12 protein-coding genes and 1 pseudogene are annotated in these 12,583 nt (G+C 70.0%); 6 read left to right on the top strand and 7 right to left on the bottom strand.

Annotation, left to right across the window (positions count from 1 at the left end; translation table 11 throughout):
- Window positions 1-411: pseudogene (locus QZX64_RS00910) on the top strand (hypothetical protein); the annotation flags it as partial.
- Here QZX64_RS00910 and trpD read toward each other — a convergent pair.
- The 3 genes from trpD to QZX64_RS00895 are packed head-to-tail and all read right to left on the bottom strand — an operon-like array spanning window position 400 to window position 2,795.
- Entirely contained in the window at window positions 400-1,434 is a 1,035-nt protein-coding gene (gene trpD / locus QZX64_RS00905) for an anthranilate phosphoribosyltransferase (protein ID WP_295656199.1), read from the bottom strand. The pseudogene QZX64_RS00910 and the gene trpD sit on opposite strands and share 12 nt — an antisense overlap.
- A gap of 1 nt (window position 1,435) precedes the next feature.
- The gene (locus tag QZX64_RS00900; RefSeq protein ID WP_295656197.1) at window positions 1,436-1,861 is read right to left on the bottom strand and encodes a hypothetical protein; all 426 of its coding nucleotides are present in this window, start codon (window positions 1,859-1,861) and stop codon (window positions 1,436-1,438) included.
- Between the two features lie 10 nt (window positions 1,862-1,871).
- Window positions 1,872-2,795 (bottom strand): cytochrome c oxidase assembly protein, encoded by a 924-nt coding sequence (locus QZX64_RS00895; protein WP_295656195.1) that lies wholly within the window; start codon window positions 2,793-2,795, stop codon window positions 1,872-1,874.
- Between the two features lie 106 nt (window positions 2,796-2,901).
- Between QZX64_RS00895 and QZX64_RS00890 the strand changes: the two genes are divergently transcribed.
- From QZX64_RS00890 to QZX64_RS00870, 5 genes are all read left to right on the top strand, one after another.
- On the top strand, window positions 2,902-3,507 hold the full coding sequence (locus QZX64_RS00890) for a heme-copper oxidase subunit III (RefSeq protein WP_295656200.1): 606 nt from the start codon (window positions 2,902-2,904) through the stop codon (window positions 3,505-3,507).
- 94 nt (window positions 3,508-3,601) lie between these two features.
- Window positions 3,602-4,411, top strand: coding sequence for a c-type cytochrome (locus tag QZX64_RS00885; RefSeq protein ID WP_295656193.1), 810 nt, complete (start codon window positions 3,602-3,604; stop codon window positions 4,409-4,411).
- Window positions 4,408-5,478 (top strand): ubiquinol-cytochrome c reductase iron-sulfur subunit, encoded by a 1,071-nt coding sequence (locus QZX64_RS00880; protein WP_295656192.1) that lies wholly within the window; start codon window positions 4,408-4,410, stop codon window positions 5,476-5,478. The genes QZX64_RS00885 and QZX64_RS00880 overlap by 4 nt, the downstream gene beginning before the upstream one ends.
- Window positions 5,475-7,223 carry a ubiquinol-cytochrome c reductase cytochrome b subunit gene (locus QZX64_RS00875; protein ID WP_295656190.1) on the top strand — a complete coding sequence of 583 codons (1,749 nt, stop codon included), beginning with the start codon at window positions 5,475-5,477 and terminating at the stop codon, window positions 7,221-7,223. The genes QZX64_RS00880 and QZX64_RS00875 overlap by 4 nt, the downstream gene beginning before the upstream one ends.
- A 94-nt stretch (window positions 7,224-7,317) precedes the next feature.
- Window positions 7,318-8,133, top strand: a complete 816-nt coding sequence (locus QZX64_RS00870) for a phosphotransferase family protein (protein ID WP_295656188.1) — start codon at window positions 7,318-7,320, stop codon at window positions 8,131-8,133.
- Window positions 8,134-8,191: 58 nt separating this feature from the next.
- Here QZX64_RS00870 and QZX64_RS00865 read toward each other — a convergent pair whose 3' ends face one another.
- From QZX64_RS00865 to coxB, 4 genes are all read right to left on the bottom strand, one after another.
- On the bottom strand, window positions 8,192-9,403 hold the full coding sequence (locus QZX64_RS00865) for a L,D-transpeptidase (protein WP_295656186.1): 1,212 nt from the start codon (window positions 9,401-9,403) through the stop codon (window positions 8,192-8,194).
- 115 nt (window positions 9,404-9,518) lie between these two features.
- Entirely contained in the window at window positions 9,519-9,917 is a 399-nt protein-coding gene (locus QZX64_RS00860; RefSeq protein WP_295656184.1) for a cytochrome c oxidase subunit 4, read from the bottom strand.
- Entirely contained in the window at window positions 9,917-11,680 is a 1,764-nt protein-coding gene (gene ctaD / locus QZX64_RS00855; RefSeq protein ID WP_295656183.1) for a cytochrome c oxidase subunit I, read from the bottom strand. The genes QZX64_RS00860 and ctaD overlap by 1 nt, the downstream gene beginning before the upstream one ends.
- Window positions 11,677-12,474 (bottom strand): cytochrome c oxidase subunit II, encoded by a 798-nt coding sequence (gene coxB, locus QZX64_RS00850; protein ID WP_295656181.1) that lies wholly within the window; start codon window positions 12,472-12,474, stop codon window positions 11,677-11,679. The genes ctaD and coxB overlap by 4 nt, the downstream gene beginning before the upstream one ends.
- Between the last annotated feature and the right edge of the window lie 109 nt (window positions 12,475-12,583).

Genomic DNA, 12,583 nt, shown 5'->3' with positions numbered 1-12,583 from the left:
GAGCGGCACGACGAGGCGGCGTTCGAGGTGCTGCAGGTGCGCCCCGACGACGAGTACCTCCGCCACACCCTGCGCGTGCACGGCGCCGACATCCTGGCCTTCCAGCCCGACTTCATCTGGGACCCCGGGCTGGAGGGCAACCGCGCCTACCTGGTGCAGCGCGGCGACGAGACCGTCGGCGTCGTCCTGCTCCGCTCCGACGGCGACATCGCGCGCGTCCAGCTCGACTACGTGACGCCGCGCTACCGCGACTTCTCCCCCGGTGAGTTCGTGTGGCGCAAGAGCGGGCTCCTCACCGACGAGGGGTTCCGCCGCATCGTCACGCCTCCGGGCATGGTGGGCGCCTACTACGACCGGCTGGGCTTCCGCCGCGACGGCGAGTCGTTCGTCCTGGACCTGTCAACGGCCTGACGCGGCGACCCAGCGCTCCAGCACCGCGGCCGCCTCGCCGGAGTCGATCGCGGCGGCAGCCCGGTCGATCCCCGCCTGCAGGCGGTCCTCGATCGAGCCGTCCTCGGCGGCGTGCACGGCCAGTGCCGCCCCGGCGTTGAGGAGCACCGCGTCGCGGACCGGCCACTCCTCCCCGGCCAGCAGGCGGCGTACGACGTGGGCGTTGGTCGCCACGTCACCACCGCGCAGCGACTCGATCGGGCTCAGGACGATGCCGTGCCGCGCGGGGTCGACCACCGACCGGGCGACCGCGCCGTCGTGGACCGACCACACGCTGGAGGTGGTCGTGACCGTGAGCTCGTCGAGGCCGTCGTCGCCGCGGAACACCCAGGCGTCGACGCCGCGCCGCGCGAACACCTCGGCCATGATCGGCGCCATCCGCAGGTCGGCGCAGCCGATGGCCTGGGCCGCCGGCCGCACGGGGTTGGACAGCGGTCCGAGGAAGTTGAAGGTCGTGCCGATGCCGAGCTCGCGCCGCGGGGCGGCCGCGTGGCGCATCGCGGGGTGGAACGCCGCGGCGAAGCAGAAGGTGATGCCCGCCTCCTGCGCGACCTCGGCCACCCGCGACGTGGGCAGGTCGAGCCGGATGCCGAGCGCCTCGAGCACGTCGGCGGAGCCGGTGAGCGAGGACGCCGACCGGGAGCCGTGCTTGACGACGCGTGCTCCGGCACCGGCCGCGACGATGGCCGACATGGTGGAGATGTTCACCGACATCGAGCGGTCCATGCCCGTGCCGACGACGTCGAGGACGCGGCCGGGCACCGAGATGGGGTTGCCCGCGGCCAGCATGGCGTCAGAGAGTCCGGCGACCTCCTCGACCGTCTCGCCCTTGGCGCGCAGGGCCACCGCGAAGCCGGCGATCTGCGCCGGTGTCGCCTCGCCGGCCAGCACCCGGCCCATCGCCCAGGCCGTCTGCTCGGAGGAGAGGTCGGTGCCCTCGACGAGGGCGGAGAGGATCCCGGCCCAGGTGGTGGTCGTGGCCACGTCAGCCGGTGGCCGGCACCCGCGACCTCAGCAGCGAGACGACTGCCTCGGCCAGCGCCACCGGGTCGATGGGGTGGGAGACCGCGGCCTCGGCGCGGGACCAGGTGGCCAGCCAGGCGTCCTGGGGTCGACCGGTGAGCACCACCACCGGCGGGCACTGGTAGATCTCGTCCTTGAGCTGCTTGGCGATCCCCAGGCCACCGGCGGGCACGGCCTCGCCGTCGAGGATCACCAGGGCGATGCCGCCGGCGTCCATGTTCGCGATGACGACCGGCTCGGTGGCGACCTCGACGTACTGCAGCTCGGGCAGGTCGGGGTGCGGACGACGGCCCAGCGCGAGGATGACCTGCTGCCGGGTGTCGATGTCGTCGGAGTAGACCAGCACCCTCAGGGGCGCGGTCCGGGTGGCGGCGGCGGTGTCGGTCACGGCGCCGATGCTACCCGTCCCGCGACCGGGCGCTGTCGGCGCCCGCTCGCGCGTCGAGCAGGTCCAGGCGCCGGTCCTCACGCCTCGCCTCGGCCATCGAGGAGCGCACCCACTGGGTGAAGAGCACGCCGAAGAAGAGCACCCCGATCAGGTCTCCGGCCGCCCACAGGATGCCGCCGGCCAGGTGCTGGTCGGCCATGGCGTCGGGCAGCCACGAGGCCATCGGCCCCTCGCGCAGCCCGCGGTACCAGTCCCCCGCGATCAGGGTCGACTGCCCCATGATCGTCACGCCGAGGAAGGCGTGGAAGGGCAGGGTCAGCATCACCAGGAGCAGGCGGAACGGCCAGCTCACCCGCCCGGGCACCGGGTCCAGGCCCATCAGGGGCCAGAAGAACAGCGACCCGACGAGCACCAGGTGCACGTGCATCACCTCGTGGACGTACGCCGACCGCAGGCTCGCCTCGTACCACGGGGAGAAGTAGAGGGCCCACGGCGAGACGACGTACAGCGTGAACGCGAGCGGGGCGAAGGAGAGCACCGTGGCGAAGCGCGAGTGCAGCACCGCCAGCAGCCAGCGCCGCGGGCGCCGGGGCAGCGTGCGCAGCGCCAGGGTGACCGGGGCACCCAGCGCCAAGGCCAGCGGGACGACCATCGAGAGGATCATGTGCTGGACCATGTGGGCCGACAGCAGCGTGGTGTCGTAGCGCGCCAGCCCGGAGGCGGTGGCGAAGAGGAACGCCCCCATGCCGACGGCCACGAACGCGACGGTCCGGCCCACCGGCCACCGGTCGCCGCGACGCCTCATCGCGCGGACGCCGAGCAGGTAGAGCCCGGCGACCCACACCGTGATGACGAAGGGAACGGGGTCGATCCCCCAGTCTGTGAACACCCTCCCGAGGGTCAGCTCGGGGAGGTTCTCGGCGGCGGCGGACACACTGTGAACAATATGACCCCCCACCAGAGGGACCCGGCGTGCCCTCGTAGGTTCCTACCGACATAATGAGCACGTGGCCACCGCGACGACGATTCCGGCATCCCGACTGCACGGGCAGCACGACCGACCGAGCATGGTCAGCGTGGGCACGATCATCTGGCTGTCCAGCGAGCTGATGTTCTTCGCGGCCCTCTTCGCCTCGTACTTCACCATCCGCGCCGTGAGCCCCGAGCTGTGGGCCCAGGAGACCGAGAAGCTCAACGTCCCGTTCGCCACGGCCAACACGATCATCCTCGTGCTGTCCTCGCTGACCTGCCAGCTCGGCGTCTTCGCCGCCGAGCGCGGCCAGGCCGGTCGCCGGGGCTCCCTGTTCAACTTCGGCGCGTGGGGCCTGCGCGAGTGGTTCATCCTCACCTACATCATGGGCGCGGTGTTCATCGGCGGCCAGGCGCTCGAGTACGCCGAGCTGATGCACGAGGGCATGACGATCCCCGACTCGGCCTACGGGACGATGTTCTACCTCACCACCGGGTTCCACGGCCTGCACGTGACCGGCGGCCTGCTCGCCTTCCTCTTCGTCCTCGGCCGCACCTACGTCGCCCGCAAGTTCACCCACGAGCAGGCGGTCAGCGCCATCGTGGTGTCCTACTACTGGCACTTCGTCGACGTGGTGTGGATCGGGCTGTTCGCCACGATCTACCTCATCCAGTAAGCCCCGGCTCCGGACCTGACAAGGACAAGATGTGCGTCTCCTGAACCGAACCGCAGGTCGCGTCTCGCGGCACCGCCGAGGTCCCCTCGCCGGCATGGTGCTCCTGCTCCTCGGCCTGCTCCTCACCGGTGGCCTCTACACCGCCTTCTCCCCCGCCCAGGCGCAGGAGCAGGAGAGCGAGGCGGAGCTGGCCGCCCAGGGACGCGAGCTGTTCCTGGTCGGGTGCTCCTTCTGCCACGGCCAGAACGGCGAGGGCATCTCCGACGCCCGTGAGGGCTACCAGGTCGGCCCGTCGCTGGTGGGCGTCGGCGCTGCCGCCGTCGACTTCCAGGTCGGCACCGGCCGCATGCCCCTGGCCCAGCCGGCCGCCCAGGCGCCGAAGAAGAAGGTCGTCTACAACGAGGAGGAGATCGCCGCCCTCGCGGCGTACGTCGCCTCGCTGGCGCCCGGGCCCGCGATCCCCGACGCCGAGGACTACAGCATCGAGGGCCTCTCGGCGGGCGAGCGCGAGGAGGCGATCGTCCGCGGCGGGCAGATCTTCCTGACCAACTGCACCGCCTGCCACAACTTCAACGGCTCCGGCGGCGCCATGCCGCGGGGCGGCTACGCGCCGACCCTGCGCGACGTCCCGCCGCGCTACATCTTCGAGGCCATGCTGACCGGCCCGCAGAACATGCCGAACTTCAGCAACGGCAACCTCTCGCCGGAGGAGAAGCGCGACGTCATCGCCTACCTGGGTAGCCTGAACGAGACGCCCGAGTACGGCGGGTTCGGCCTCGGTGGGCTCGGCCCGGTGTCCGAGGGCCTCGCCGGCTGGATCGTCGGCATCGGCGGTCTCGTCGGCTTCGCGGTCTGGATCGCCGCACACACCACGCGCAGCACCAAGGAGAAGGCGGAAGCATGAGTTCCCCCCACGACTCCGTGCCTGCGGTGTCCGACCACGGCGGCTCGGTCCCCGCGACGCAGGAGCCCATCCCCGACCCGGGGCTGCACAAGCACACCTGGCGTCCCACCGACGTCGACGACCGCCTCGCCAAGCGCGCCGAGCGCCAGATCGCCGCGATGTTCGTCCTCTCCATGCTCTGCGCGGTCCTCTTCGTCGTCGCCTACTTCACCCTCGAGATCGGCGACTCCTTTGACACCGTCGGCTACCTCGGTGCCTCCACGGTGGCTCTCGGCCTGTCCCTGGCCGGCGCGCTGCTCTTCATCGGCGTCGGCGTGATCCAGTGGGCCCGCAAGCTGATGAGCGACGTCGAGATCAGCGAGCCGCGGCACCCCGCCAAGTCCTCCGACGCCGATCGTGCCGCGACGCTCCAGTCGCTCGACCTCGGCGCGAAGGACTCCGGCATCGGCCGCCGTCCGCTGATCCGCAACACCATGCTCGGTGCGGTCGGCCTGCTCGGTCTCCCGGCCCTCGTGGTCCTGCGCGACCTCGGCCCACTGCCCGGCGACCGGCTCGCCCGCACGATCTGGCAACCCGGCATGCGGCTCGTCCGCGACGTGTTGGGCACTCCCGTCAAGCCGTCCGACATGGAGGTGGGCGACCTCATCAACGCCGCCCCCGAGGCGCTGTTCCCCACCGAGGAGAACGGCTACGAGGAGATCGAGGGCGTCGAGCTGAACGTCGAGAAGGCGAAGGGCGCGATCATCATCGTCCGCATGGAGCCCGGCGACATCGTCTCCACGCAGGGTGACAACTGGAGCGTCGACGGGATCGTCTCCTTCTCCAAGATCTGCACCCACGTCGGCTGTCCCATCTCGCTGTACGAACGCACCACCCACCACGTCCTGTGCCCGTGCCACCAGTCCACCTTCGACCTGGCCGACAGCGCCAAGGTCGTCTTCGGTCCGGCCGCCCGGCCCCTCCCGCAGCTGCCGTTGGCGGTCAACGAGGATGGGTACCTAATAGCGCAGAGCGACTTCACGGAACCCATCGGGGCCAGCTACTGGGAGCGAGAGAAGGAGTCATGAGCGTCGACACCAGCAAGGTCGCCACCTCGAACGCGAACAAGGCGGCAACGCCGAAGAACGGCGGCCCCGCGGGCAGCATCGCCAACTGGGCCGACGAGCGCCTGGGCCTGGCCACGGTGATGAAGAAGAACCTCCGCAAGGTCTTCCCCGACCACTGGTCGTTCATGCTCGGCGAGATCGCCCTGTGGAGCTTCGTGGTCCTGCTGCTCACCGGCGTCTTCCTCACGCTCTGGTACACGCCGAGCATGGGCGAGATCCAGTACAACGGCTCCTACGACCAGCTGCGCGGCATCCACATGTCCGAGGCGATGGCCTCCACGCTCAACATCTCCTTCGACGTCCGCGGCGGACTGCTCATGCGCCAGATGCACCACTGGGCGGCGACGGTGTTCGTCGCCTCGATGATGGTGCACCTGCTGCGCGTCGCCTTCACCGGCGCCCACCGCAAGCCGCGTGAGCTCAACTGGGTCATCGGCTGCCTGCTGCTCCTCCTGGGCACCCTGGAGGGCTTCACGGGCTACTCGCTCCCCGACGACCTGCTCTCCGGCACCGGCATCCGGGCCGCCGACGGCTTCTTGAAGGCGACCCCGGTGGTCGGCACCTACATGTCGTTCTTCCTCTTCGGTGGCGAGTTCCCGGGTGAGGCGATCATCCCGCGGCTCTACACCATCCACGTGCTGCTCATCCCCGGCATCCTGCTGGCCCTGATCGCCGCGCACATGCTGCTGCTCGTCTACCACAAGCACACCCAGTGGCCCGGCCCCGGCCGAACCGAGCAGAACGTCGTGGGCTTCCCGATGCTGCCCGTGTACGCCGCCAAGGCCGGCGGATTCTTCTTCATCGTCTTCGGCGTGATCGCCCTGATGGGTGCCCTGCTGACCATCAACCCGGTGTGGAAGTTCGGGCCGTACGACCCGACCAAGGTGACGGCCGGCTCGCAGCCCGACTGGTACATGGGCTGGCCCGACGGTCTGCTCCGGCTCATGCCGGGCGTCGAGTCGGTGATCTTCGGCTACACGATCTCGTGGAACGTCATGGTCCCGATCCTGATCGTGCCGCCGCTGATGCTGGTGATCCTGATGGTGCTCCCGTTCATCGAGTCGTGGGTGACCGGCGACAAGCGCGAGCACCACCTGCTCCAGCGCCCGCGCAACGCCCCGACGCGCACCGCGGTCATGGTCGCGCTGATGACCTTCTACGGCCTCGCCTGGGCCGCGGGCGGCAACGACATCATCGCCATCCGCTTCGATCTGAGCATCAACCAGATCACGTACTTCCTGCGCGCTGCCATCTTCATCGGGCCGCTGATCGCGTTCTGGATCACCCGCCGCTGGTGCATCTCGCTCCAGCGCCACGACAACGAGACGCTGCTGCACGGCTACGAGACCGGCGTCATCATGCGGTCCGCCGACGGTGGCTACTCCGAGCGTCACCTCCCGATCGACGGCGCCCGGGCCTACGAGATCACCGCCCGTGACCGGGACGAGATCTACGAGCTCGAGTCCGACGTCGACGGGAACGGCGTGGCCGCGCCGGGCACCCGTGTCAACGCGCTGCGCGCGAAGCTGTCCAAGTCGATGTTCGCCGACAACGTGCAGAAGCCGACGACCGAGGAGCTCACGGAGGCGCACCACCACGCCGAGCACGAGCACCAGCTCCAGGCGGGGCTCGACCACCCGGCCGACGGCCACCAGTTCGACGGGCACGACTCCGCCGTCGAGGGGCACGAGCTCCGCTCCCGCTGAGCCACGCGCGACCTGCAGGACAGACCGGGGCCCGGACCAGTGGTGGTCCGGGCCTCGTCGCGTCGCGCGGCCCAGGGGGCCCTAGGGTCGGTGGGTGCAGACGCAGACCCACGACCTGACGTTCGGCGAGAGCGAGGTGCGCAAGCGCTACGTCCACTGGGACGGCGGCGAGGCGGAGCGCGAGTGGGCCTGCCTCGTGCTGCTGGCCGAGCACGCGCCCGGGGTCGCGCCGGCTCCCCGGCGCCGGGAGGTGTCGGAGGGCGCACCGGTCATCGTGATGGAGCGAGTGCCGGGCCGGCCCCTCGGCGGCGCGCCGCTGACCCCCGCGCAGACCGCGGCGCTGGGCGTGACGCTGCGTCGGCTGTACGCGGTGCCCCTGGACGCCGTCCGGGCTGCGGGGGTGACCGAGCGCCGGTACGGTCCGGTGTCGCACGCACCGATGCTGGCACGGTGGCTCGATGGGACCCACGAGCTCGCCCGGTGCGTGGACCCGGGGCTCGTGCTCTCGGCGGTCGAGGCCGCGCGCGCCTGGCTGGCCACCCCCGACAGCCTGCCCGAGGCGCGGCTGACGGCCCTCGGCATCGCCGACCTCAACCCGGCGAACATCCTGTGGGACGGGCAGACGTGCCGGCTGGTCGACTTCGAGGACGGTGGCCTCACGGAGCCGGCCTACGAGCTGGCCGACCATGTCGAGCACCTCGCCGGCCGTCTCGCGGGTGTCCTCGACGCCGACGCCCTGGTCAGCGCGGTCGGGCTCCAGGGGGCGCAGCGGGAGCGGGTGGCCGCCTACCGCCCGCTCTGGGCCGCCTTCTGGCTCGCGATGCTGCTGCCGGGCAACGGGGGCTTCCACCGCAACCCTGCGGGAACGACCGAGGCCCAGGCGCGCCACTTGCTCGACCTGCTCCGCTGAGCCGGGCTCCTGTCCCGAGGAGGACGCTCCTAGCGCCGCCCGGCCACGTGGCGGCGGGTCAGAGGGCCGAGCCGGCCTTCCAGTCGGCGAAGGAGGCGTTCCAGTCGCCGTACCCGTTGGTGAGGGTCATCGGCCGGTCGGTGCCGGTGTACTCGACGACGTCGCCGCGCTTGGTCCGGTCGTAGATCCACTTGGCGTCGGCGGTGCTCATGCCCGTGCAGCCGTGACTGACGTTGGCGCTCCCCTGCGACCCCACCGACCAGGGGGCGGCGTGCAGGAACTCACCCGAGTAGGTCACCCGCATGGCGTACTCGACGTCGTCGAGGTCGTAGCCCTCGGCGCTGTCGTTGGGGATGCCCACGGTCTCGGAGTTCATCCGCCGGCTGCGGAACTTCTCCATGATCACCTTCACCCCGGAGCGGGTCGTGAAGCCGGGCTTCCCGGTGGTGATCGGCGTGGTCTTCGCCAGGTCACCGTTGATGAAGGTCTGCATCCGGTGCGTCCGGGCGTCGACCTTGCTGATCACCGCGTCGCCCACCGTGAAGTCGACCTGACGGCTCTCCTGCCCGTAGACGCCGTTGCCGGCCGGCACGGAGTTGATGTCGACGTCGACGGTGACGTCGGTGCCGGCCTTCCAGTAGCTGCGGGGGCGCCAGTGGGCCTCGTTGTCGCTGAGCCAGTGCCAGGCACCCGGCTGCGCCGGGGCGCTGGTCACCGTCATGTGCCTCTCGAACGCGGCCCTGTCGGAGACGGGTACGTCGAAGGTGACGACGACGGGCATGCCGACGCCGACCGTCTCGCCCTGCAGGGGCGCGACCGAGGGGTAGGTCTGCTCGTCCAGCGTGAGGTCGGTCGTCGCCGCGCGGGCGCGCACCTCCTGCGTCGACCCGTCGGTGCGCTCGGCGGTGCCGGTGGCGGTGTAGGTGGTGCCGGGCTCGAGGCGGCCGGTCGCGGTCCACGACGCGCCGTCGGAGGACACCTCACCCTGCAGCGGGCCCTCGGGCGAGGAGACCGTGAGCTTGCGCAGCGTGCCCTGCTCAGCCCGGAACACCAGGTCCTGGTCGATCGCCAGCCCGGTCCGCCGGGACGCCGCCAGCCGGACCTTGGGCGCCGGAGCGGACGACGTCGGCGACGACGACGGCTCCGAGCCCGCCTCCCCGGTGCTCGACCCGGTGCGCGACCCGGTGGCGTCGCAGGCGACGAGGCCGGTCGTCGTGAGGGCCAGCACCGCCACCAGGACACGGTGACGGAGCGGTCGGACTGCGGACATGCGGAACTCCCCCAAAGGTGATCGTGGACCTCCTCAGCGTAACGCGCAGACCCCGCCATCACCGGAATCGGCGACGGCGGGGCCTGTCTCGATCACCCCACGCGGGGTGAGGAGGTCAGTGCGCGTGCTCCCCGCGGTAGTACTCGAAGATCCAGCCGCTCAGCGCGACTGCGCCGAGGGTGAACCCGAGGATGACCAGCCACCACTCCTGCATGGCGGTGCCGAAGACGATGACGGCGAGCGTCGAGCCGCACCACAGCGGCCACCAGCTGTAGGGCGGGAAGAAGCCCAGCTCGCCTGCACCGTCGGCGATCTCGGCGTCCTTGCGGTCCTCGGGACGCGGCTCCATCTTCGCGGCGTGGAAGCCGAGGTAGAGGGCCACCATCAGGGCGAGCAGCGTCGCCATGGTGAGGGCCGAGGTGCCGGTCCAGTCGCCCGTGATGACCCAGTAGGCCGGGCTCACCAGCAGCAGGAAGATGCCGGTGATGATGAAGATCCAGGCTTCCACCTTCATCAGGCGCGCCCCTCCCCGTCGTCGGTGTCGGTGTTGATGCGGTCACGCAGCATCTCCTGGCGGCCGTCGACGTCGGGTGCGTCGGCCAGGCGGCCCTCGCGCTCGGCGTCGTTCTCGTCCATCTCCATCGCCGCGACCTCAGGGTGGTGCAGGTCGAAGGCCGGCGACTCCGAGCGGATGCGGGGCAGCGTCACGAAGTTGTGCCGCGGCGGCGGGCTCGAGGTCGCCCACTCCAGCGACCGGCCCCAGCCCCACGGGTCGTCGAGGCCGACCATCGGCGACTTCGCCGCCTGGTAGACGTTGTAGAGGAACGGCAGCGTGGACGCGGCCAGCAGGAACGAGCCCACGGTGGAGATCTGGTTGAGCAGCGTGAAGCCGTCCTCGGGCAGGTAGTCGGCGTAGCGGCGCGGCATGCCCTCCACGCCCAGCCAGTGCTGCACCAGGAACGTGGTGTGGAAGCCGACGAAGAGCAGCCAGAAGTGCAGCTTGCCCAGCCGCTCGTCGAGCATCCGGCCGGTCATCTTCGGCCACCAGAAGTAGAACCCGGCGAACATCGCGAACACCACGGTGCCGAACACCACGTAGTGGAAGTGCGCCACCACGAAGTAGGAGTCCGAGACGTGGAAGTCCAGCGGCGGGCTGGCCAGGATCACCCCGGTCAGGCCACCGAAGAGGAAGGTGACCAGGAAGCCCACGGACCAGAGCATGGGGGTGTCAAAGGACAGGGAGCCGCCCCACATGGTGCCGATCCAGTTGAAGAACTTCACCCCCGTCGGCACCGCGATGATGAAGGTCATGCCGGAGAAGAACGCCAGGTCGATCGCGCCGGTGACGAACATGTGGTGGGCCCAGACCGCCACCGAGTACAGCGCGATCGCCACCGTGGCGCCGACCAGGCCGACGTACCCGAAGATCGGCTTGCGGCTGAACACCGGCAGGATCTCGGTCACGATGCCGAAGAACGGCAGCGCGATGATGTAGACCTCGGGGTGGCCGAAGAACCAGAACAGGTGCTGCCACAGGATCGGACCGCCGTGCGCGGTGTCGAAGACGTGGGCCCCGAAGAGCCGGTCGGCCTCCAGCGAGAGCAGCGCACCGGCCAGGATCGGGAACGCGATGAGCACCAGCAGGCTGGTGACCAGCGTGTTCCACACGAAGATCGGCATCCGGAACATCGTCATGCCCGGCGCGCGCATGCAGATGATCGTGGTGATGAAGTTGACCGCGCCCAGGATCGTGCCCAGACCGGCCAGCCACAGCCCCATGATCCACAGGTCACCGCCGGCACCCGGGGAGCGGACCGCGTCGGAGAGCGGGGCGTACGCCGTCCAGCCGAAGTTGGCGGCGCCGGTGGGGGTGAGGAACCCCGAGGCCGCGATCAGGCCGCCGAAGAGGAACAGCCAGTAGCTGAACATGTTCAGCCGCGGGAACGCCACGTCGGGCGCACCGATCTGCAACGGCATGATCACGTTGGCGAACCCGAAGAACAACGGCGTCGCGAAGAGCAGCAGCATGATCGTGCCGTGCATGGTGAACAGCTGGTTGTAGAGCTCGTCGTTGACCACCTGGTTGCCCGGGAACGCCAGCTCGGAGCGGATCAGCATGGCCATCAGGCCCGCGATCAGGAACCACGCGAACGACGTGCCCAGGTACAGCTTCCCGATCAGCTTGTGGTCGGTCGTGGTGAGCAGGCGCACGACCTGCTGGCCCAGCGGCTTGCGTGTGGGTGCGACGGCACCCACGCGGGCTTGGGTCGCGGTCACTCACTGCCTCCTTCTGCTTCGTCGAGACCTGCCACGGTGCCGGTCTGCTCGGCGCCCAGCACCGGCTCGTCGGCGACGAAGCCGTCGGCGACGAGGCCCTGCAGGTAGGTGTCGTAGTCGGCCTGGCTGACGACCTCGACGTTGAAGAGCATGCGGGAGTGGTAGGTGCCGCACAGCTCGTAGCACTTGCCGGCGTAGGTGCCGATCTCGTTGGGCGTGACCTGGAACTGGTTCAGGCGGCCGGGGATGACGTCCATCTTCAGGAGGAACGCCGGGACACCGAAGTCGTGGATGACGTCGGCGGAGTGGAGGTCGAACTGCACCTGCTGGTCGACCGGGAGGTACAGCGTCGGGATGTCCGAGGCGGTGCCGGAGGTGAAGGGGGTGCGGCCGTCCTCCCCCTGCTCGGTGTAGTTGAAGGTCCACGACCACTGCTGGCCCACGACGTCGATGGTGAGGTCGGGGTCCGGGTCGACGGCCACGACCTTGTTCTGCACGTCGACGGTCCAGTAGAAGAAGACGACGACCATCATGATCGGCGCGATGGTGTAGAAGATCTCGAGCGGAAGGTTGTAGCGCGTCTGCACGGGGATCTCGTCGTCACGACGGCGGCGGAAGCGCAACACGACGTAGAAGATCAGGCCCCAGACGATGACGCCGGTGGCGATCGCGGCCACCCACGCCCACTGCCACAGCTGGAGGGTGTAGGTGCCCGTGGTGGTCACGGGCTCGGGCATCGCGAGGTTGTTCCACTGCCCGGCGTCGACCGCGTCGCCGCAGCCGGCGAGCGTCATCAGGGCTAGTCCGAGCACTGTCGCGAACGCGGCCCGCCTCGGGGCTGCAGCCGGACGCTGCGGGAGTTGCAGACCCACGAACGAGCCTCTCTCTCGGTCAGTCACGTAT

This window comes from uncultured Nocardioides sp., assembly GCF_902805925.1.
Lineage (GTDB): Bacteria > Actinomycetota > Actinomycetes > Propionibacteriales > Nocardioidaceae > Nocardioides.
Note: the sequence above shows the minus strand (reverse complement) of the source record. Positions and strands in the feature narration are given on the sequence as shown.